The organism is Streptomyces sp. NPDC051662 (assembly GCF_040681655.1).
In the GTDB taxonomy this organism is placed as follows: Bacteria; Actinomycetota; Actinomycetes; order Streptomycetales; family Streptomycetaceae; genus Streptomyces.
The window spans coordinates 176,395-197,642 of the sequence record NZ_JBFAZD010000006.1; the positions used below are offsets into that span (position 1 = coordinate 176,395).

At 71.0% G+C, this 21,248-nt stretch carries 20 protein-coding genes; 8 read left to right on the forward strand and 12 right to left on the reverse strand.

All coding sequences use genetic code 11. The features are described from left to right. Window positions 1-87 precede the first annotated feature (87 nt). Together ppdK and AB0M67_RS12755 are read left to right on the forward strand one after the other, a co-directional pair. Window positions 88-2,841, forward strand: coding sequence for a pyruvate, phosphate dikinase (gene ppdK / locus AB0M67_RS12750; protein WP_365745351.1), 2,754 nt, complete (start codon window positions 88-90; stop codon window positions 2,839-2,841). A gap of 532 nt (window positions 2,842-3,373) precedes the next feature. Next, window positions 3,374-4,534, forward strand: a complete 1,161-nt coding sequence (locus AB0M67_RS12755) for a winged helix-turn-helix domain-containing protein (protein WP_365745352.1) — start codon at window positions 3,374-3,376, stop codon at window positions 4,532-4,534. Here AB0M67_RS12755 and AB0M67_RS12760 read toward each other — a convergent pair. The 7 genes from AB0M67_RS12760 to nirB form a co-directional block, all read right to left on the reverse strand. Further along, window positions 4,504-5,661, reverse strand: a complete 1,158-nt coding sequence (locus AB0M67_RS12760) for an alkaline phosphatase PhoX (RefSeq protein WP_365745353.1) — start codon at window positions 5,659-5,661, stop codon at window positions 4,504-4,506. The genes AB0M67_RS12755 and AB0M67_RS12760 overlap by 31 nt on opposite strands. Window positions 5,662-5,780: 119 nt before the next feature. Next, entirely contained in the window at window positions 5,781-6,272 is a 492-nt protein-coding gene (locus AB0M67_RS12765) for a hypothetical protein (protein WP_365745354.1), read from the reverse strand. Continuing rightward, window positions 6,256-6,747, reverse strand: a complete 492-nt coding sequence (locus tag AB0M67_RS12770; protein ID WP_365745355.1) for an RNA polymerase sigma factor — start codon at window positions 6,745-6,747, stop codon at window positions 6,256-6,258. The genes AB0M67_RS12765 and AB0M67_RS12770 overlap by 17 nt, the downstream gene beginning before the upstream one ends. Before the next feature lie 86 nt (window positions 6,748-6,833). Continuing rightward, entirely contained in the window at window positions 6,834-7,454 is a 621-nt protein-coding gene (locus AB0M67_RS12775; protein WP_365745356.1) for a class F sortase, read from the reverse strand. Continuing rightward, window positions 7,451-7,813 carry a sortase-dependent protein gene (locus AB0M67_RS12780; protein WP_365745357.1) on the reverse strand — a complete coding sequence of 121 codons (363 nt, stop codon included), beginning with the start codon at window positions 7,811-7,813 and terminating at the stop codon, window positions 7,451-7,453. Before AB0M67_RS12780 ends, AB0M67_RS12775 begins: the two co-directional genes overlap by 4 nt. 167 nt (window positions 7,814-7,980) lie before the next feature. Then, window positions 7,981-8,343 carry a nitrite reductase small subunit NirD gene (gene nirD / locus AB0M67_RS12785; RefSeq protein ID WP_365745358.1) on the reverse strand — a complete coding sequence of 121 codons (363 nt, stop codon included), beginning with the start codon at window positions 8,341-8,343 and terminating at the stop codon, window positions 7,981-7,983. Then, on the reverse strand, window positions 8,340-10,877 hold the full coding sequence (gene nirB / locus AB0M67_RS12790) for a nitrite reductase large subunit NirB (RefSeq protein ID WP_365745359.1): 2,538 nt from the start codon (window positions 10,875-10,877) through the stop codon (window positions 8,340-8,342). Before nirB ends, nirD begins: the two co-directional genes overlap by 4 nt. Window positions 10,878-11,096: 219 nt before the next feature. Here nirB and AB0M67_RS12795 point away from each other — a divergent pair, with 219 nt between their 5' ends. Next, the gene (locus AB0M67_RS12795) at window positions 11,097-11,876 is read left to right on the forward strand and encodes a TSUP family transporter (RefSeq protein ID WP_365745360.1); all 780 of its coding nucleotides are present in this window, start codon (window positions 11,097-11,099) and stop codon (window positions 11,874-11,876) included. A 68-nt stretch (window positions 11,877-11,944) separates the two neighbouring features. Here AB0M67_RS12795 and AB0M67_RS12800 read toward each other — a convergent pair whose 3' ends face one another. The 4 genes from AB0M67_RS12800 to soxR form a co-directional block, all read right to left on the reverse strand. Beyond that, complete coding sequence (locus AB0M67_RS12800; protein ID WP_365745361.1) at window positions 11,945-12,670, reverse strand: class F sortase; 726 nt, start codon at window positions 12,668-12,670, stop codon at window positions 11,945-11,947. 171 nt (window positions 12,671-12,841) lie between these two features. Then, the gene (locus tag AB0M67_RS12805; RefSeq protein WP_365745362.1) at window positions 12,842-13,510 is read right to left on the reverse strand and encodes a hypothetical protein; all 669 of its coding nucleotides are present in this window, start codon (window positions 13,508-13,510) and stop codon (window positions 12,842-12,844) included. A 250-nt stretch (window positions 13,511-13,760) separates the two neighbouring features. Continuing rightward, window positions 13,761-14,555, reverse strand: a complete 795-nt coding sequence (locus AB0M67_RS12810) for an aminotransferase class IV (protein WP_365745363.1) — start codon at window positions 14,553-14,555, stop codon at window positions 13,761-13,763. Between the two features lie 19 nt (window positions 14,556-14,574). Continuing rightward, window positions 14,575-15,030 (reverse strand): redox-sensitive transcriptional activator SoxR, encoded by a 456-nt coding sequence (soxR, locus tag AB0M67_RS12815; RefSeq protein WP_365745364.1) that lies wholly within the window; start codon window positions 15,028-15,030, stop codon window positions 14,575-14,577. A gap of 51 nt (window positions 15,031-15,081) precedes the next feature. Between soxR and AB0M67_RS12820 the strand changes: the two genes are divergently transcribed. Genes AB0M67_RS12820 through AB0M67_RS12840 form a run of 5 tightly spaced genes read left to right on the forward strand, consistent with a single transcriptional unit; the run spans window position 15,082 to window position 20,354 of the window. Continuing rightward, window positions 15,082-15,717 (forward strand): NAD(P)H-dependent oxidoreductase, encoded by a 636-nt coding sequence (locus tag AB0M67_RS12820; protein WP_365745365.1) that lies wholly within the window; start codon window positions 15,082-15,084, stop codon window positions 15,715-15,717. A gap of 49 nt (window positions 15,718-15,766) precedes the next feature. Further along, complete coding sequence (locus AB0M67_RS12825; RefSeq protein WP_365745366.1) at window positions 15,767-17,605, forward strand: ABC transporter ATP-binding protein; 1,839 nt, start codon at window positions 15,767-15,769, stop codon at window positions 17,603-17,605. Then, window positions 17,602-19,518 (forward strand): ABC transporter ATP-binding protein, encoded by a 1,917-nt coding sequence (locus tag AB0M67_RS12830; protein WP_365745367.1) that lies wholly within the window; start codon window positions 17,602-17,604, stop codon window positions 19,516-19,518. Before AB0M67_RS12825 ends, AB0M67_RS12830 begins: the two co-directional genes overlap by 4 nt. Window positions 19,519-19,566: 48 nt before the next feature. Beyond that, on the forward strand, window positions 19,567-19,896 hold the full coding sequence (cutA, locus tag AB0M67_RS12835) for a divalent-cation tolerance protein CutA (protein WP_030354148.1): 330 nt from the start codon (window positions 19,567-19,569) through the stop codon (window positions 19,894-19,896). After that, window positions 19,893-20,354 carry a gamma-glutamylcyclotransferase family protein gene (locus AB0M67_RS12840; RefSeq protein WP_365745368.1) on the forward strand — a complete coding sequence of 154 codons (462 nt, stop codon included), beginning with the start codon at window positions 19,893-19,895 and terminating at the stop codon, window positions 20,352-20,354. Before cutA ends, AB0M67_RS12840 begins: the two co-directional genes overlap by 4 nt. A 131-nt stretch (window positions 20,355-20,485) precedes the next feature. Here AB0M67_RS12840 and AB0M67_RS12845 read toward each other — a convergent pair whose 3' ends face one another. Beyond that, window positions 20,486-21,109, reverse strand: a complete 624-nt coding sequence (locus AB0M67_RS12845; protein WP_365745541.1) for an ElyC/SanA/YdcF family protein — start codon at window positions 21,107-21,109, stop codon at window positions 20,486-20,488. Between the last annotated feature and the right edge of the window lie 139 nt (window positions 21,110-21,248).

The window sequence follows — 21,248 nt, forward strand, 5'->3', positions numbered from 1 at the left end:
CAGGCAAGTGGCCGTACCCAGGCGCCTTCGATCTGGGTATGTTCCTCGCCGTCAGGGCAGCCACCGCGTCCTTGAGGAGTCGGACCCGTGTCGGAAAACAGCGATCCCCATGTAGCCACCCCCACGCTCCAGGGCGAGAAGTTCGTCTATGACTTCACCGAGGGCAACAAGGATCTGAAGCACCTCCTCGGCGGCAAGGGCGCCAATCTCGCCGAGATGACCAACCTCGGGCTGCCTGTCCCGCCGGGGTTCACCATCACCACCGAGGCGTGCAACATCTATCTCGACAGTGGTGCCGAACCGGCCGCACTGCGCGACGAGGTGAGCGCGCATCTCGACTCCCTCGAACAGAAGATGGCGAAGAGGCTCGGCCAGGCGGACGATCCGCTGCTCGTCTCCGTACGCTCCGGCGCCAAGTTCTCCATGCCCGGCATGATGGACACCGTCCTGAACGTCGGGCTCTCCGACGCCTCCGTGGCCGGACTCGCCGCCCAGGCGGGCGACGAGCGCTTCGCCTGGGACTCGTACCGCCGGCTGATCCAGATGTTCGGCAAGACCGTGCTCGGCGTCGACGGGGATCTCTTCGAAGAGGCGCTGGAGGAGGCCAAGCGGGCCAAGAACGCCGCCACGGACGTGGATCTGGAGACCGCCGACCTCAAGAAGCTGGTCGAGGGGTTCAAGAAGATCGTCTCCCGGGAGGCGGGCCGCGACTTCCCGCAGGACCCGCGCGAGCAGATGGATCTGGCGATCCGCGCGGTCTTCGAGTCCTGGAACACCGACCGCGCCAAGCTCTACCGCCGTCAGGAGCGCATCCCCGGCGACCTCGGGACCGCCGTCACGATCTGTTCCATGGTCTTCGGCAACCTCGGCCCGACCGCGACATCGAGAGGTGGGGGCACGGGCGTCGCCTTCACCCGCGACCCCGCCAGCGGCCACCAGGGCGTGTACGGCGACTACCTCCAGAACGCGCAGGGCGAGGACGTCGTCGCGGGTATCCGCAACACCGTGGCGCTCGCCGAGCTGGAGCACATCGACAAGACGTCGTACGACCGGCTCATGGGCATCATGGAGACCCTGGAGACGCACTACCGGGATCTGTGCGACATCGAATTCACCATCGAGCGCGGCCAGTTGTGGATGCTCCAGACACGCGTCGGCAAGCGCACCGCCGGCGCCGCCTTCCGGATCGCCACCCAACTCGTCGACCAGGGGCTGATCGACGAGGCCGAGGCGCTCCAGCGGGTCAACGGCGCCCAGCTGGCCCAGCTGATGTTCCCGCGGTTCGACGAGAACGCGAAGGGGAAGCTGCTCGGGCGCGGGATCGCCGCGTCCCCGGGCGCGGCCGTCGGCAAGGCGGTCTTCGACTCGTACACCGCCATCAAGTGGTCCCGGTCCGGCGAGAAGGTCATCCTCATCCGCCGCGAGACCAACCCCGACGACCTGGACGGGATGATCGCCGCCGAGGGCATCCTGACCTCGCGCGGCGGCAAGACCTCGCACGCCGCCGTCGTCGCCCGGGGCATGGGCAAGACCTGTGTCTGCGGCGCCGAGGAGCTGGAGGTCGACACCAAGTCGCGCCGGCTGACGGTGGACGGGACCGTCATCGAGGAGGGCGACGTCGTCTCCATCGACGGCTCGACCGGCAAGGTCTACCTCGGCGAGATCCCGGTCGTACCGTCACCCGTCGTCGAGTACTTCGAGGGACGGATGCACGCGGGCGCCGACGACGCCGACGAGTTGGTGGAGGCCGTCCACCGGATCATGGCGTACGCCGACCGCCGCCGCAGGCTGCGCGTGCGCGCCAACGCCGACAACGCCGAGGACGCGCTGCGCGCCCGCCGCTTCGGTGCCCAGGGCATCGGGCTGTGCCGTACGGAGCACATGTTCCTGGGCGAGCGGCGCGGGATGGTCGAGAAGCTGATCCTCGCCGACACGGACGACGAGCGGGAAGAGGCGCTGGGGGCGCTGTTGCCGCTCCAGAAGAAGGACTTCATCGAGCTGTTCGAGGCGATGGACGGCCTGCCGGTGACGGTCCGGCTGCTCGACCCGCCGCTGCACGAGTTCCTGCCCGACATCACCGAGCTGTCGGTACGGGTCGCCCTCGCCGAGGCCCGCAAGGACCACAACGAGAACGATCTGCGTCTCCTCCAGGCCGTGCACAAGCTCCATGAGCAGAACCCGATGCTCGGTCTGCGCGGGGTACGGCTCGGCCTGGTCATCCCCGGGCTGTTCGCCATGCAGGTACGCGCCATCGCGGAGGCGGCGGCCGAGCGCAAGAACGCCAAGGGCGACCCCCGCCCGGAGATCATGATCCCGCTCGTCGGCACCGTCCAGGAGCTGGAGATCGTCAGGGACGAGGCCGAGCGGGTCATCGCCGAGGTCGAGCGGGCCACCGGGGTCGAACTCACGCTGGCGCTCGGCACGATGATCGAGCTGCCGCGCGCCGCGCTGACCGCGGGACAGATCGCGGAGGCGGCGGAGTTCTTCTCGTTCGGTACGAACGACCTCACCCAGACCGTCTGGGGCTTCTCCCGCGACGACGTGGAGGCGAGCTTCTTCACCGCGTACTTGGAGAAGGGGATCTTCGGGGTCTCGCCGTTCGAGACGATCGACCGGGACGGCGTCGGCGCGCTCGTGCGGAGCGCCTCCGAGGCGGGCCGGGCCACCCGGCCGGGGCTCAAGCTCGGCGTCTGCGGTGAGCACGGTGGTGACCCGGAGTCGGTGCACTTCTTCCATGAGGTGGGTCTGGACTATGTCTCCTGCTCGCCGTTCCGGATCCCGGTGGCGCGGCTGGAGGCGGGCCGCGCGGCGGCGTCGTCGGCCGGCAGTGATTCCCGCTGAATCCCGATGACGTCCATGAGGGTTCCGATGACTTTTGGTGATTCCCGAGAGAAAGTGGTGGATTTCCTCTGAACACCCGAGCCGCATTGCCGGTTGATCCCTGACCCTCGCCCGACCGGCGGGACGGCTCCGGGGCAGAGAAGGGGTGGGCGCCTTGTGCGGAGGCGCCCGCCCCTTCGTCATGTGCGGGTGGTGGACGCCGTGTTGAATTGCCTCACGGGTAACGGCTGGTAACGGGTAGAGCGCGACCGGTGGATCCCCACCCACCGGTCGCGCCCCTTTTACGCGGGCCGGACATGGAGCCGCAACCTCGACCGACCGCCGCCGAGCGGGCAAAGCCCCCCACGGCCTTCGCCACGCCTATTCGGTCGTCCAGGTTTCATGCCCGACGAGGTACAGCTTTTCGCTTCGCGCGCGCCACCGCGAAGCGTTTCAACTGTGGCCGAAACACCGTGGTAACAGCCCGTGATGACCTGCATACTCAGTGCTGGGGGCTGCTGGGGAGATTGTGGCTGCAACAAGTGGAGATTTGATGCTGCGTATTCATTTCACCGGGAAGGACCTCGGCGGGGTACGGATGGCCGCCGGGCCCGACCCGCTGTGGGAAACGATTCTCAGCTTTCATCGAATAAGAGACCGACGCGGCCCGCTCACCTTCGGGGAATGGCGCAGGGAAACGCGAACCCGGTTGAACGGTGAAACAAGTCTGCTCTCCGCGCTCGTTCCACAGCGCGGTTATTTCCCGGATTTCCTGACGCCGGCTCAGGGACGGCTCGGCTTTGACACGGGCCTGGAGGCGGGCCTTGAGGCGCTGCGCGCCACACCACAGGAGAGAATCCGCGCCGAACTCGCCCTGCTCGTCCTGGGGCGGTCCCGTGCGACCGGACGGGGCCAGGAAAGGGACCGGGGCAGGGGAAGGGACAGGGGCCGGGCCGGGGACGGGGACAGGGGCCGGGCGGGGGCCGGGGACTGTGCCAGGGACCGGGAGCGGGAGCGGGACCACGGGCGTGGCAGAGACCCGGGCGGATGGCTGGCCTCGCTCGCCGACGGCTGCCCCGGCTGCCCCGGCCGGCTCGTCGACGCGCTGCGTACGTACCACCGGGCCGCCGTCGAGCCGTACTGGCCCCATATCCGGGCCAGGGTCGAGGCGGACCGGGCGCTGCGCGGCCGGGCGCTGCTCGACGGCGGCGCGGACGAACTGCTCTCCACGCTGCCGCCGATGCTGCGCTGGCGCTCCCCGGTGCTGGAGGCCGACTACCCGTTCGACCGCGAACTGCTGCTGGACGGGCGGGGACTGCTGCTCCAGCCGTCGTTCTTCTGCCGCTCCACACCGGTCGTCTACCGCGACCCCGCGCTGCCGCCCGTCCTGGTCTATCCCGTCACCCATTCCGAGGCGCCCGCCGTCACGGAGCGTGGCGGACCCACGCTCGGCAGGCTCGTCGGGCATACGCGTTCGGCCGTTCTGCGCGCCATCGAGCACGGCTCGACCACGAGCGAGCTGGCTCGCAGAACCGGCGTGTCCCTCGCCTCTGCCAGCCAGCACGCCTGCGTCCTGCGCGAGGCGGGGCTCGTCGTCACCCTGCGGCACGGCAACGCCGTCCTGCACACCCTCACCCCGCTGGGCGCCGCCCTGTTGCGGGGCGGCGGCCAGGCGGAAGGGCTCTACGCCCGGAACGGGCCGGTGACCTCGTAGGTGATACCGCCCGACGAACTCCCGCTGGTACCGCGCTGGCTGGAGAAGTAGAGCCGCTTGCCGTCGGGGGAGAAGGCCGGTCCGGTGATCTCGGAGCCGGACTGGCCGCTGATCCGCAGGAACGGCGCGACGACATCGTCAGGGGTGATCACACAGATCTCCATGTTCCCGCCGTCCTCCGCGACGAAGAGATCGCCGGAGGAGGAGCCGGTGACATTGTCGACACCGGTCAGCGGCGCCGTACCGGAGACGAGCGAGTCGTCGTAGGCCAGCTCGATGGTCCCCGCGGCCACGTTGTACTGCCAGACCCGGTTGTCGCCCTTGGTGGTGAACCAGCAGGTGTTGTCGGCGTAGTAGCAGCCCTCGCCGCCGTTGAAGCGCTTCGCGCCGGAGACCTGGTTACGGGTGGCCGTCGAGGCGCCGCTCGGGTCGGGGACCGTCGCCCAGCCCACCGGGCCGCTCGTACCCGTACCCGCGGTCAGGACTTCCAGACGGCCCGCCGACAGATCGCCCCATGTGGTGGGCGTGAAGCGGTAGAAGCAGCCGTCGGTGGTGTCCTCGGTGAGATAGATCGTCCTGCGTACGGGGTCCGCGGCGGCGGCCTCGTGCTTGAAGCGGCCGATCGCGTCACGCCGCACCGGCGCCTTCACGCCCCACGGGTCGGTCTCGTAGACATAGCCGCGGTCCACCTCCTCGCAGGAGAGCCAGGTGTTCCACGGAGTCTTGCCGCCCGCGCAGTTCTGCCGGGTGCCGGAGAGGATCCGGTACGCCGCGGTGATCGCGCCCGTCGAGGAGAAGCGGACCGCGCTCGCGCCGCCCGACGGGTCGATCTCCGAGTTGGAGACATAGATCCAGCCGGTGCCGTCGGCGTAACAGGCGCCGCCGTCCGGGGCGTTGTGCCAGCTGTACGACGTGCCGGGGACCTGCTGCCCCGACCGGGCGATGACCCGGCTGGTGAATCCGGCGGGGAGCCGGATGTTGTTGGCGTCCGCCGTGCCGAGTGCTCCGTAGGGGCCCGCGCCCGGCTGGGCGGGTGCGGCGTAGGCGGCGCCGCGCCACAGGGTGCCGCCGAAAGCCGCGGCCGACGTACCGATGACCGCTCCGCGCAGGAAACTGCGACGTTCCACTGGTCGCTCCATGGTGGTGTCGTGACCGCCCCGCGGTGCCGGCCGACGCCACGGGGTCGCGCGTCGCAGGAGCCTAGGGGATGTCCATGGCCGCCGTCTGAACGAGTGGTGAGGAGTCGTCATTCCGGCCGGTCGTCCAGGGGGCCGGGAGAGTGGACAGGGCGGGATGAACCGGTGCGCTCACCCGGCGTGTTCTCGGCCGGGCGGCGGCTTGAGGGGATGGCGTCGGGGGCATCTCGCTCCGACGGCGGCCCGGCGGATTGCGTGGCCGTGGGCTCGGGGCTGGGAGTGACGAGGTCGGGCTTCGTCGGCGGGGCCTGTGAGGGCGGTGGGGTCGAAGGGCCGCGCACGGTCGGTGGGGCGAGGGGGACCGTCGGGGACGCGGGTGACTCCGGTGCGGCCAGGCGCAGAGGAAGGACGATGAGGGCGGCGACCACGCATGCCATGCCGACCCTGGACGCGGTGCGCAGCAGCCGGCGCCGGGCCGCGGCGCGGCGGATCGCCTCGTACCGGCCGGCGGGCGGGCCGAGGCTGTCGGAGGAGGGCCGCAGGATCACCGCGAGAGGGTCATCGGGCTCGAACTCCGGGCCGTCGTCAAAGCGTGTGGTCAAGGCTTCTCCTCAGATGGGCGCGGAGCAGTTCTCGGGCCGCGTGGAGGTCGGCCTTGACGGTTCCTTCCTTGCGCCCGGTCAGTTCGGACACCTCCCGGATCGGCATGTCGGCGTAGTAGTGCAGCAGGACCGCGACACGCAGTCGTTCGGGCAGTGACTGCACGAGAAGCCGTACCGACGGGTCCTCGTGTTCGGCGTGGGGGCGGACGGCGACTTCGGTGGCAGCGCGGTGCATGGCCTTGCGCTCGCGCTCCAGTTTGCGCCAGTGGTCTCGGACGAGGTTGGCCGCGGTGACATAGAGGAAGCCGCGGGGCTCCTCCACGGACGTCCAGCGGGCCCAGAGCCTGGTGAACGCCTCGGAGGCGATCTCGTGGGCCGTCCCGTCGTCGTCGACGAGACGGCGGCACCAGCCCGCGAGGCGCGGGTAGAGGGCGCCGAACAGCTCGGACGCTGCCTTCTCGCGGGACCGTTTCAACGCTCTCCAGGGTTGTGACGCATGTGTGAGGAAGGATCCCGGTCCCTTGGCATACGGTTCCAACGGACCGGGATCCGGGCGGCGGGTCAGGGACTTCCCGAGCTCAGCGCGGCGAAGACGATCACGTTGTCGAGGTACTCGCCACCGGCACGGGCGCCGCCGCAGGTGATGAGCCGCAGCTCAGGACCGCTCACGTCGCCGTATACGTCGTCGGTCGGGAAGTCGGCCTTGGCGACCGTCCGTACGGAGCTGACGGCGAACGGCGCCTCCGTGCCGTTCCTCAGACGCGCCACGATCCGGTCGCCCCGGTGCAGCCGCCCGAGGTGACGGAAGACCCCGTCCCCATAGCGGCCGACCGTGACATGGCCGAGGATCACCGACGGGCCGGCCTGACCCGGCGTGGGTGAGTGCCGGTACCAGCCCGCCCGGTCGTCGGCCGTGATCGGTGGCACCTGCACACTGCCGTCCGGCGCCAGCCCGAGCTCCATGACCGGGGTGTCGACCCCGATGGCCGGGATCCGCAACGCGACCGGGACCGAACGCCCGAGGGCGTGCGCGGCCGTCGCGGGGGACCCGGAGGAACGTGAGGGCGGTGGCGTGCCGCCGCGGCGGGCCGTTGTGTCCCGGCCCGCCCCGGGGCCGCCGCAGCTCACGAGCAGCGAGGCCGTCGCCACGGCGATGAACGCGCGCCTGGAGGGCGAGGTCATGCCCCGGTCGTCCCCCGGCGGCGCAGGACGAAGACGGCCGCGCCGCCCGCGACGAGCACCGCGGCGGCGCCCCCGCCGATCAGCCCGGCGTCGGATCCGGACGGCGTCGAGACGAGCGCCACACCGGTGTCGGGCGCTCCGCTCGGTACGACGGACACCTGGTCCCGGGCCGGGACCTTGGAGGGCCTGGCGTCCTGGGCCGGGGCCTCGGCCTCGGCCGGCCCGGCGTCCTGGGCCGGGGCCTCGGTGGCCGGGCGGGACGCCTGGGGAGTGGGCGTCTCGTCGGCGAACGCGGGCACGGTGCTCGCCAGCACGGCGGTGCACGCAAGTGCCGTGGCGCTCAGGATGATGCGGCGCATAACTCGCTCTCTTTCGTCGGTCCGCCCGGTGGTTCGGCGGACTGGGTAACGGATCGAGCGGAGAGACGAGGCAGCGGCGGAACGGGTTGTAAAGAAATGGCAAAGCCGTCGGAGTGCCCCGGCTCTGTCGGTGATCGACGCTCTGTCGGTGATCGACGGGAGAGGGCTCAGGCGGGCGCGGGGGTCCGTACGCGTGCCTCGTACGCGCGGACGGCGGCCTCGTCGTCGTCCAGGCAGCGGCCCGTGATCAGGTCGAAGCGCTGTTTGAGCAGCGGGGAGGCGACAAAGGGCCGTCCTTCGTGCGTACCGGTCAGCCCGCGTGACAGAACCTGCGCGCCGGAGAACGGATCGCGGTTGCCGATCGCGTACGGGCGGCCCGCGCGGTCCAGGAAGACCGCCGCCTGACGTCCGTCAGGGAGCAGCGCGGCCACTCCGCGCCCAGGGGTGAGCGCGGACACGTCGCAGACCGCGAACCATCCGTCGTCGAGGAGGAGTTCGAGCATCGCGGGTGAGGGGGTCGGCCTGCTCATCCGGCGTTCACCTCTTCCCGGGGCGTCAGGGTGAGGAAGGTCAGGTCCGGCTTGACCTGATCGCGTTCCGGTACGAACTTCACGGACGGGTCAGGGGTGTCCGGCGCGTTGACGAACGAGACGAACCGGCTCAGCCGCTCCGGGTCATTGATCGTCTCCGCCCACTCGTCGCGGTAGCCGGCCACATGCGCCGCCATCAGCCGCTCAAGCTCCGCGCAGAGCCCGAGCGAGTCATGGACCACCACGTCCCGCACATGGCCGAGCCCGCCCTCGATCCGCTCCAGCCAGGCGGCGGTCCGCTCCAGCCGGTCGGCGGTACGGATGTAGAACATCAGGAACCGGTCGATCAGCCGTACCAGCTCCGCGTCCGACAGATCCCGCGCGAGCAGATCCGCGTGGCGCGGATCGGCACCGCCGTTGCCGCCGACGTACAGGTTCCAGCCGTTCGCCGTGGCGATCACCCCGAAGTCCTTGCCGCGCGCCTCCGCGCACTCCCGCGCGCACCCCGACACCGCCGACTTCAGCTTGTGCGGCGCGCGCAGCCCCCGGTAGCGCAGCTCCAGTTCGATGGCCATCCTGACCGAGTCCTGGACTCCGTAGCGGCACCAGGTCCGCCCCACACAGGACTTGACCGTACGCAGCGACTTTCCGTACGCGTGCCCCGACTCGAAGCCCGCGTCCACGAGCCGCGTCCAGATCAGCGGGAGCTGGTCCACCCGGGCGCCGAACAGATCGATCCGCTGGCCGCCCGTGATCTTGGTGTAGAGACCGAAGTCCCGGGCCACCTCGCCGATCACGATCAGTTTCTCCGGGGTGATCTCGCCGCCGGGGATACGCGGCACGATCGAGTACGAGCCATTGCGCTGGATGTTCGCGAGGAAGTGGTCGTTGGTGTCCTGAAGGGCCGCCTGTTCGCCGTCCAGGACATAGCCGCTGACGCCCAGCGCGGGGGCGAGCGAGGCGATGACCGAGGCGACGGCGGGCTTGCAGATCTCACAGCCGTCACCGCCGCGCGCCCGCTCCCGGCCGTGCGAGTCGAGCAGCCCGGCGTAGGAGGTGACGCGCAGGGTGCGGACGATCTCGTACAACTCGGCCCGGGTGTAGGGGAAGCAGCCGCACAGCCCCCGGTCGCCCCCGGCGGTGGGGAGGAGTTGGCCGATCACCTTGACGCAACTGCCGCAGCCCGTACCCGCCTTGGTGTGTGTGCGTACCTCGGGCAGCGTGGCGCAGGCGGCGATCGCACCCTTGGAGACGTTGTGGCAGCTACAGATCACGGCGTCGTCCGGGAGCGCGTCGGGGCCGAGCGCGGCCGGGGCGCCCGCGTCCGCCGGCAGCACCAGCCGCGCGGCGGGGACGGGCGGTACGGAGCCGGTCAGGGGCCGCAGCATGCCGTACGCGTCGGCGTCGCCCACGAGCACACCGCCGAGCAGCGTGCCGTCCGGGTCCACCACCAGCTTCTTGTAGACCCCGGAACGGGAGTCCGCGTAGACGACATCCAGGCAGCCCGGCGTGGCGCCGTGCGCGTCACCGAACGACGCCACGTCCACCCCCAGCAGTTTGAGCTTGGCCGACTGATCGGCGCCCGTGAAGCCCGGCCCCCGCTCCCCGGCGAGGACCGCGGCGACCGTCGTGGCCATCTCGTATCCGGGCGCCACCAGCCCGTACACCCGGCCGTCGGCGGTCCGCGCGCATTCGCCGATCGCGAAGACAGCGGGGTCGGAGGTACGGCACCACTCGTCGACGACGATCCCGCCGCGCTCGCCGACCGCCAGCCCGGCGTCCCGGGCCGGCCGGTCCCGGGGCCTGATCCCCGCGGAGAAGACGACGAGGTCGGTGGCGAGAACCGAACCGTCCGACAGCGTCATCCCGTTGACGGCCCCCTCGGCGTCCGTCGTCACCTCGTCCGTGCCGACGCCCGTGTGGACCGTCAGCCCCATGGACTCGATCGTCCGCAGCAGGGCCGCGCCGCCGCCCTCGTCGATCTGGACGGGCATCAGACGGGGCGCGAACTCCACGATGTGCGTGTCGAGCCCGAGCCCCTTCAGCGCGCCCGCCGCCTCCAGCCCCAGCAGCCCGCCGCCGACGACCGCGCCCGTGCGGGCCGACTTCGCGTACGCCTCGATCGCCAGCAGGTCCTCGACGGTGCGGTAGACGAAGCAGCCGGTCGCGTCCCTGCCGGGCACCGGCGGTACGAACGGGTACGAGCCGGTGGCCAGGACCAGCGTGTCGTAACCGACGGTGTGCCCGGCCCGCGAGATGACCGTGCGGGCCGCGCGGTCGATGACGTCGACGGGGTCGCCGAGTCGCAGCTCGATGCCGTGGCGCGCCAGGAAGTCCGGTTCCACGAGGGTGAGTTCATCGGGGGTACGGCCCGAGAAGTACGAGGTCAGCCGCACCCGGTCATAGGCGGGCCTGGGCTCTTCCGCGAACACCACCACCCGCGCCCGTGCGGTCACCCCGCGCTCGGCGAGTGCCTCCAGGAACCGCTGGCCGACCATGCCGTGGCCGACGACCACGATCGTGGGGGTGGACATGTCGGGAACCTCCGCCGGGGGCCGGCATCGCTGGGTCATGCCCAGGAGCCTGCGCGGCGGCTGTTACCCGGCCGGATCGCCGCGATGTCGCCGACGGAACGCTGCGCTCAGCGCGGCGGAGCGGAGGGTGTGAGGGCGGATGCGAGGGCGGCTCCGGCTATCTCACACTCTCCCGGGATCCATGGACGGGGCACACCCCTCGTCCATAGGGTCGCGATCATGCCCGACATCTCGCTGACCATGCTCGTTGTGCTCTGCCTCGCCGCCGGGGCGGCCGGCTGGATCGATGCCGTAGTGGGCGGCGGCGGGCTGCTGCTCCTGCCCGCGATGCTCCTCGGACTGCCGCACGTACCCGCCGCGCACATCCTCGGCACCAACAAGGCGGTGGCCATCGTCGGCACCTCCGGCGCGGCGGTGACCTATCTGCGCAAGGCGCCGGTCGATGTGAGGACGGCCGTACGGATCGGGCTCGCGGCCCTGGCGGGCTCGATGGGCGGAGCCTTCTTCGCGGCCGGGATCAGCAGCGAGGTGCTCCGGCCCGTGATCATGGTGGTGCTGCTCGGTGTGGCGGCCTTCGTCCTGCTGCGGCCGTCCTTCGGCGGGACGGGGGCGGGCGGCCCGGTCACCCGGGTACGTACGGTCACCGCGATCGTGCTGGTCGGCGGCGGGATCGGGTTCTACGACGGGCTGTTCGGACCCGGTACAGGAACGTTTCTTGTGCTCGCGCTCACCGCCGTACTCCATCTCGATCTGGTGACGGCCTCCGCCACCGCGAAGATCGTGAACGTCTGCACCAACGGTGGCGCGCTCGCGATGTTCGCCTACCAGGGCACCGTGCTGTGGCAACTGGCCGCGCTGATGGCGGTGTTCAATCTGGCGGGCGGGATGTTCGGTGCGCGGATGGCCCTCCGGAAGGGGAGCGAGTTCGTACGCGGAGTGCTGCTGGTCGTGGTGTTCTCACTGGTCGCGAAGCTCGCGTTCGACCAGTGGAACGCGTGAGCGCGCGGATGGGGGCGGGGCACGGGGCAGAGGGGCGCGCGTGGCTGGGACCGGCCGCTCCTCCGGTGCTATCTCGTGCCGGTGAGATGGGAGTACACCACCACATTGCCCTGGTAGCCGCCCTTCTTGGCGAAGCCGCCGCCGCAGGTGATCACCCGTAGCTCCGCCCGGTCCGTGGCCCCGTACACCCTGCGGTCGGGGAACTCGGCGTTGTCGTAGACCTCCAGCGCGTCGACCGTGAAGACGGCGGTACTGCCGTCCGCCCGGGTCACCTCGATGTGATGGCCCTTCTTGAGCGTGCCCAGCTCGTAGAAGACGGCGGGCCCCTGCGCGTTGTCGACATGACCGGCCAGGATCGCGGTCCCCTTGGCCCCCGGGGTGGCGCCGTCCTTGTACCAGCCCGTGATGTTGCGGATACCGGAAGGCGGTACGTCGAGACTGCCGTCGCGCCCCAGCCCCAGCCCGAGGACCTGCGCGTCCACCGTGATCTCGGGGATGCTCAGACGCACCGGGGCCGACGGCCGCATCGGAGCCGCGGTGATCTGGCTGTGGCTGCCGGGGCCCGCGGCGAAGGCCTCCGCGGCGGTCGGCATGGGCGGCGTCACGGGCTCGGAGCCGTTCTGGACGAGCCAGATCCCGACAAGGACGGGAATGGCTATCAGCCAGCCCGAACCTCCGCCCCTGGTCCGGCCGCCGGCTCCGCAGGCGCATCTGCCCCCGCCGCCTCCTCCGCATATGGCGCCGCACCCGGCCCCGTACATGCCTCTGCCTCTGCGCCTGGCCCTGGCGGTCATCAGTCCTGTTCTCCTGTGTTCCCGTCGGTCGTGCGGATGGCTTCTGATCCTGTGCGGGGAGGGGGTCCGGTGCGGTGTGGAGGGGCCCGGAGAGGTTCCCCGCCCCCGTCAGCGATGAGCGTGACGGGGACGGGGACGCGGGGCGGGACCGGGGCGGTGGAGGCCGGCCCGTCAGCTTGCCTGCGCGCCGCTCGCCCGGCGACGCAGGAGCCAGGTCCCGCCGACGGCGGCTGCGGCCAGCATGGCCACGCCCGCCGCGATCTGGGTGGTGTCGGGGCCGACGCTGCCGCCGACCCCCGTTCTCACATGGCCGGTCGGCCCGCCGTGCTCCACGAAGAGCTCGCCGCGGGCCTCTCTGCCGTTGTCACAGCGCACACGGATGCTGTGCGTTCCTGTCCTGGCGTTGCGCGCCACCCGGAACTCTCCGGCCATGGCCTCCTTGGGGGCGGCGCGGCGTTCCAGCCTGAACTGCCCGGCGCCGACGGACTCGGCGAAGCCCCTGCCGCCACCGTCCCGTCCGCAGGCCGTGGTCCTGGCGACGACGGTGGTGCCGGGGCGCACATGCCTGGGGGAGAGCTCCAGCCGGGCCGGCTTCCCGCGGTCCTGCCCACTGTCCCAGTTGCCGGCGGGCCCTTCGTTACCGACAGGCCCTTCGTTGCCGGCGGGTCCTCCGTACCCGGCGGGTCCTCCGTTCCAACCGCCCTCCCGGCCGGTGTCGCGACCGCTGTCCCAGCTCCCGTCACGGTCCCCGGCGACGGCCGCCGTAGTGCCCGCGACGGTCAGGGCTATCGCGGCGGCTGCCAGGGCGGTTCCGGTTTGCAGTCGGACAGTGGTGGGCATGGTGGCATCCTCCGAGGCTGGCAGCGGCGCGGTACTCGTCACCCGCGGTACTCGTCACCTCCGAGATAAGGCGCCACGGAGCGCGCACGCCTGCTGATGGACGATCAGATTCGTCGGCCGGAGGGCGCCTGCCGGGCCCGCGCGCCGGTGTCGTCGCAGGTCACGGTGGAGCGGCGGCGGTCCATCGGCACAGCGGCCCGCGCCGCGCCGAACGGGTGACTCGGAGCGGTGCCGGGGGCCGTCCCGTCACTCAGACGCGGTCCCACTCCACCCCGTCGTACAGCTCGATCACCCTGCGCACCAAGGCCGGGTCCCCGGGGAAGACCGTGTCGTCGATCCGGCTCACCGGGGCGATCCCGTGCGAGTTGGTGACCAGGGCCGCCCGGTACCGGGGCAGGTCCGCCAGGGTGACCTCACGTCGTACCGAAGGGAGACCGGCGGCCGGGAGACGGGGCTCCACCAGCGCCATGGTGATACCCGTCAGAACCGGCGCGTCCGGCCAGACCACCGAATCGCCGTCCCAGAAGGCGATATTGGCGATCGCCGCCTCGGCCACCACCCCGCGCTCGCCCGTCAGCAGCGCGTCGTCGAAGCCCGCCTTCCTGGCCACCCGCCCGTAGTGCGTCTGAGCGAACCCGCCCAGATGCTTGACGTGCGCGACCGGGCGCAGATACGGGACGGACATCAGGCTCCGCGCCCGTTCGTCCGGGACCGCGGGCGGCCGTACCGTCACCATCACACTGGCCTCCTCCGCGCCCTCGGGCCAGTGCACGTAGACCCGCCCCGAGGCGTCCCGTACATCACCGAGCGCGTGCCGCAGCAGGGCGCGCACCCGCTCGCCGTCCAGGCCCGTGCCGAACAGCTCCCGGGTCGACGCGTCCAGCCGGGCGAGATGGAGGTCCAGCCCGCGTACCCGGCCGTCCCTGATCTGCATGGCGGTGAAGTGCCCGTATGTGTCGAGCGCGCGGAGCCGCAGATCGGCCTCCGTGGCGGGCCGGCCGTCGACCTCTGTCAGGAGCTGTGGTGCGCTGGAGGTAGTTGTCATGCACCTCACCGTATGCCTGTCAGTCCTCTATGAGCCGGCGAGGTCCTGGCCCGTGCGAGGCCAGTTCGTCGCCGGGGTTGGAGAGCACGCAGCGGTCCAGCGACAGACAGCCGCAGCCGATGCAGTCCGCGAGATCGTCCCGCAGCCGCCGCAGCGTACGGATGCGCCGGTCGAGGTCGTCGCGCCAGCACTCGGAGATCCGCGCCCAGTCCTCCCGGGTGGGCGTACGGTCCTCCGGCAGCAGCGCGAGGACCTCGCGGATCGTGGCGAGCGGTATACCGAGGCGCTGCGAGGTACGGATGAAGGCGACCCGGCGGAGCGTGTCCCGGCTGTAGCGGCGCTGGTTCCCGGTCGTACGGCGGCTGCTGATCAGCCCCTCGCGCTCGTAGAAGCGCAGCGCGGAGGGGGCGACCCCGCTGCGTTCGGCCAGTTCACCGACGGTGGCTTCCTTGGCGTTCCAGGCGAGTTGCGTCATCCGGCCAGCGTAACTTGACCTGAACCATGGTTGAAGTATGACGCTCTTCCCATGGACCTCACCACGCGGGAATCCGCGATCACAGCCCTGCCCGGACACGCGGGGAACGGGGGCGGGCTGCGGCTCGCCGTCATCCTGGGCAGCAACCGCGAAGGCCGCTTCGGCCCCGTCGTCTCCAACTGGTTCCTCGCCCGCGCCGCCGAGCACCAGGACTTCACCACCACCTTCATCGATCTCGCCGACACGGACCTGTCGGCCCCCCTCTCCTCCCGCCCGGGACCCGCCGTGCGGGCCGAACTCGACAAGGTCACCCCGGCGCTGGCCGACGCCGACGCCTTCGTCGTCCTCACCCCCGAGTACAACCACTCCTTCCCCGCCGCCATCAAGGCGCTGATCGACTGGCACCTCGTCGAATGGCAGGCCAAGCCCGTCGGCTTCGTCTCGTACGGCGGGATGTCGGGCGGGCTGCGCGCCGTCGAGCAACTGCGCCAGGTCTTCGCCGAGATGCACGCCGTCACCGTCCGGGACACGGTCTCCTTCCACAACGCGCACGCGGACTTCGACGCCGAGGGCCGGCACCGGGACCCCGCCGCGTGCGACGCCGCCGCGCGGACGATGCTCGACCGGCTCGCCTGGTGGGGGCTGGCGCTGCGCGAGGCCAAGTCCGTCCGCCCGTACGGCGGTTGACGGCCGTCGCGGCGCGCGACCACCACTTCGAGTACGGGGGACACAAGAGATGTCTGTTCTGCTCCGCCTGCTGGGCCATCGGCTCCGCCCCTATACCGGGACGCTCGCACTGGTCGTCCTGCTCCAGCTGATCCAGACGCTGTCCACGCTCTATCTGCCCACCCTCAACGCCGACATCATCAACAACGGGGTGCTGAGCGGTGACACCGGCCATGTGCTGTCGACCGGTGGGGTGATGCTCGCCGTCACCCTGCTCCAGATCCTCGCCGCCGGCGCGGCCGTGTACTTCGGCGCCCGGGTCGCGATGGGCGCCGGCCGCGATCTGCGGTCCGCCGTCTTCTCCCGCGTGCAGGACTTCTCCGTACGGGAGATGGGCCGCTTCGGCGCCGCCTCGCTGATCACCCGGACGACCAACGACGTCCAGCAGATCCAGACACTCACGGCGACCGGGCTGACCATGCTGGCCGCGGCCCCGCTGACCTGTGTCGGCGGGATCGCGATGGCCCTCCGACAGGATGTGCCGCTCGCGCTGCTGCTGCTGACCTTCGTACCGCTGCTCGCCGGCTGTCTCGGTCTGATCGTCCGGCGGATGCCACCGCTGTTCGAGGGCATGCAGCGGCGTATCGATCAGGTCAACCGGATGACGCGGGAGCAGATCACCGGGGTACGGGTCATCCGGGCCTTCGTGCGCGACACGCACGAGCGGCGGCGGTACGCCCAGGCCAACCGGGAGCTGATGACCGTCGCCCTGCGGACCGGCCGGCTCACCTCGTGGATGCTGCCGACGGTCATGCTGGTCTGGGAGCTCGCGACCGTCACGATCGTCTGGGCCGGCGGGCATCGTCTCGACTCCGGTGCGCTGGGGGCCGGTTCGCTGATCGCCTTCCTCGGCTATCTGATGCAGATCCTGATGGCCGTGATGATGACGATCTTTCTGCTGATGCAGTTGCCGCGCGCGGCGGTGAGCGCCGAGCGGGTCCAGGAGGTCCTGGACGCCGGGCCGTCCGGGGCCGGGCCGTCCGGTACCGAATCGTCCGGTACCGAATCGTCCGGTACCGAACCGTTCGGGGCCGTCCCGTTCGGGGCTGGGCTTCCCGGGGACCGGCTGTTCGGGGGCCAGTTGTCCGGGTCTCTGCTCGTCGAGGCCGGTCGGCTGGAGATCCGGGGCGCCGGATTCCGCTACCCCGGAGCCGAGGAGCCCGTCCTGCGCTCGGTCGATCTGACCGCGCGTCCCGGTCGTACGACCGCCGTCATCGGCTCGACGGGCAGCGGCAAGACCACCCTGCTCAATTTGGTGCCGAGACTGCTCGACACGACCGAGGGCGAGGTACTGGTCGGGGGCACCGACATCCGGGCCATCGACCCGGCCGAGCTCGCCCGTACGGTCGGCTTCGTACCGCAGAAGCCGTACCTCTTCTCCGGAACCATCGCCTCCAACCTCCGCTACGGGAAACCGGACGCGACCGACGACGAGCTGTGGCGGGCGCTGGAGACCGCGCAGGCGGCCGGATTCGTGGCCGCGCTGGCGGAGGGGCTCGACGCGCCGGTCGCCCAGAGCGGCGGCAATCTCTCCGGCGGACAGCGTCAACGCCTGGCCATCGCCCGGGTGGTGGTCGCGCGCCCCGAGATCTATCTCTTCGACGACTCGTTCTCGGCGCTGGACTACGCCACCGACGCGGCGCTCAGGGCGGCGCTGGCCAGGGAGACCGCGGAGGCGACCGTGGTGATCGTCGCCCAGCGTGTCTCCACCATCCGCGGCGCCGACCGGATCGTGGTCCTCGACGAGGGCCGGGTCGTCGGCACCGGCACCCATGAACAGCTCATGCGGAACAACGACACCTACCGGGAGATCGTCCTCTCCCAGCTCAGCGAGGAGGAAGCCGCGTGAGCGCTCCCGAACGCCGGGGGCCCGCGCCGCAGCGTGGCCCCGGCCTGATCGCGGGACCGTCCCTCGAACGTTCCCTGGACTTCGGCCGCTCCACCACACGGCTGCTGCGGATGATGGCGCCCGAGCGGGCTCTGCTGCTGGGCGTGCTCGCCACCGGGACGGCCGCCGTAGCCCTCGCCGTCGTCCTCCCGAAGATCCTCGGCCACGCCACCGATCTGGTGGTCTCCGGAGCCGGCGGTCCGCATGGTGTCGACTACCCGGCGGTGGCACGGGCCCTCGGCGTCGTTCTCTCCCTGACGGTCGCCGCCGCCGCCCTCAGCTGGGCGCAGACACGGCTCACGACGGAGGTCGTCCAGCGGGCCGGCTACCGGTTGCGTGAGGAGGCGCGGACGAAGCTCTCCCGGGTGCCGCTCGCGTACTTCGACCAGCAGCCGCGTGGCGAAGTCCTCTCCCGTACCACCAATGACATCGACAACATCACTCAGACCATGCAGCAGGCGTTCGGCCAGATGGTGCGTGGAGTGCTCACGCTCGTCGGCGCGCTGGCGATGATGTTCTGGATCTCACCGCGGCTGGCGCTGATCGTCCTGGTGACCGTGCCGGTGTCGGTCCTGGCGGCGGTATGGATCGGGAAGCGGGCCCAGCCACAGTTCGTCAAGCAGTGGGCCGTCACCGGCCGGCTCAACGGCCATGTCGAGGAGATGTACACCGGTCACGCCGAGGTGCTGGTCTTCGGCCGGAAGCGGGAGGCCGTCCATACCTTCGAGAAGCACAACGAGGAGTTGTACGAGGCGAGTTTCCGGGCACAGTTCATCTCGGGGGTCATCCAGCCCGCGCTGAGTTTCGTCGGCAATCTGACCTATGTGCTCATCGCGGTGGCCGGCGGGCTGAAGGTCGCCTCGGGGACGCTGTCCATCGGCGATGTCCAGGCCTTCTTCCACTACTCGTACGAATTCAATGGACCGGTCGCCCAGCTCGCTTCCATGGCCAACCTCCTCCAATCGGGCGTCGCCTCCGCCGAGCGGGTCTTCGAACTGCTGGACGCGGAGGACGAGCCGTCCCCCGCAATGGGCACAGACGCGATCACGGGCACAGGCACAGGGACAGGCACAGGTACAGACGCGAGCGCAGGCACAGGCCCGGCGGGCCCGGGCCCGGTTCCGGGCAGAGGGCCCGGGACGGTCTCGTTCGAGAAGGTGTCGTTCCGGTACGAGCCGGCGAAGCCGCTCATCGAGGACCTGTCGCTCGTCGTGGAGCCGGGGCAGACGGTCGCGATCGTCGGGCCGACGGGCGCCGGAAAGACCACGCTGGTCAATCTGCTGATGCGGTTCTACGAGGTGACGGGCGGCCGGATCACGCTCGACGGCGTCGATATCGCGCGGCTCCCCAGGGAGGAGCTGCGGTCGGGGATCGGCATGGTCCTCCAGGACACCTGGCTCTTCGGCGGCACGATCGCGGACAACATCGCGTACGGCGTCCCCGGCGAGGTCTCGCACGAACGCGTCGTCGAGGCGGCGCGCGCCACGCACGCGGACCGGTTCATCCGTACGCTCCCCGACGGCTACGACACGGTCGTGGACGAGGAGGGCGCGGGACTCAGCGGGGGCGAGAAGCAGCTCCTCACCATCGCACGGGCGTTTCTCGCGGAACCGGCCATCCTGGTCCTGGACGAGGCGACCAGCTCGGTGGACACCCGGACCGAAGTCCTCATCCAGCGGGCCATGTCCTCCCTGCGGTCGGGCCGTACGAGCTTTGTGATCGCGCACCGGCTCTCCACGATCCGGGACGCGGACGTGATCCTGGTGATGGAGAACGGCGCGATCGTCGAACAGGGCACGCACGACGAACTGCTGGCGGCGGAGGGCGCGTACGCACGGCTGTACGCCTCGCAGTTCGCGGACCTCGCGGTGTAAGGTCCCCCGGCCCGCCACCGAACATCCGGAACCCGAAGGAGTCCGCCCGTGCCGCTCGCCGAGTGCCTGACCGTGCTGACCACGACCGACAGCGCCGACAAGGCGGAGGACCTGGCCCGGGGTGTGATCGAGGCCCGGCTCGCCGCCTGTGCGCAGATCTCCGCGCCCGTCACCTCCGTGTACCGCTGGCGGAGCGCGATCGAGACCAGCGAGGAGTGGCAGATCCTCTTCAAGACCACCGCTGCCCGTTATGACGCGCTGGAGGCCCATCTGAAGGAGGCCCATGACTACGAGACACCGGAGATCATCGCCACGCCGGTGGTGCGGGGGAGCGCGGAGTATCTGACCTGGATCGCCGAGGAGACCGTCGCACCATGAGGGCCGAGGGCGGGCTTCCGTTCTTCGTCTACGGCACGCTGCGGCCGGGCGAGCGGAATCATGACCTCTGCCTGCGCGGACGCGTGGCCGAGGAGGAACCGGCCAGGCTGACGGGAGCGCTGCTGTACGACGGCCCCGGCTACCCGTACGCGATCGAGGCCCCCGGCACGTCCGCCCCTGACGCGGTTGCCTCCGGCACCGTCGTCGGCGAGCTGGTCACGGCGAAGCCCGGGGAGTACGGCGAACTGCTCACCGAACTGGACGAGTTGGAGGGGTACGAGGCACCCGACGATCCGCGCAATCTGTATGTACGGGTGGTCCGCGATGTCCTGCGGTCCGACGGCACCCCGGTCAGGGCATGGGTGTACTTCGCGGCGCCGCGCGTCGCCCGCGGGCTACGGGCACGTGGGCGGCTGATCGCGGACGGCGACTGGCTCGCCCACCTGCGCGGGCGCTGACCGGACATGGACGGTGGGCATCGTGGCGGGTGTCGGCGGGCGTGAGCAGGCGTCAGCGGGCGTCGGCGGGTGTGAGCGCGTGTCGGCGGGCGTCGGCTGGAGTGGCGGGTGTGAGCAGGCGTCAGCGGGTGTCAGCGGGCGCCTCCGCCGCCCGCCGCCAGCGCCTCGGCCACACCCGTCTCGGCCGGTCCGAGGAACATGGGGTTCGGCCGGAGCACCGCCTCCGCCGCCGCCTTCCCCGAGGCGAACACCTCCCGTATCCCGCCGTAGTACCAGGTCGCGTCATGCGGCTCCGCGACCCCGACGCCGTACGACTCGACGCCCGCCGCCCCACAGAGCGCCACCGCGCGCCGGACATGGAACCCCTGTGTCACCAGCACCGCCCGGTCGACCCCGAATATCTTCTTGGCCCGTACACAGGAGTCCCAGGTGTCGAACCCCGCGTAGTCGCTGACGATCCGGTCGTCCGGGACCCCGCGCTCGACCAGATACGTCCGCATCGCGCTCGGCTCGTCGTACTCCTCCCGGCTGTTGTCCCCGGTCACCAGCACCACCCTCACCTTCCCCGCGCTGTACAGCTCGGCCGCCGCGTCGAGGCGGTGCGCGAGATACGGCGTCGGCCGGCCGGACCACAGCCCGGCGCCGAAGACCACGGCGACGTCCCGGGCCGGAACCTCGGCGACCGTACGGATCCGGCTGTCCGCGACCGCGTGCATCCATGTCGCGGGCGCCAGCGCGAGCGCGCATCCGAGCATGACGGCCTGCACGAGGTGTCTCCGACGCCGTCGAGTGAGCCGGAAACGCGGCGGCCGGGCCTCTCCCGGCTGCCGCAGCCGACGTTTCAGCCGTGGCGCGCGTAGCCGTAGCGCGCGCGGCAGTAGCGCGCGTAGGCGT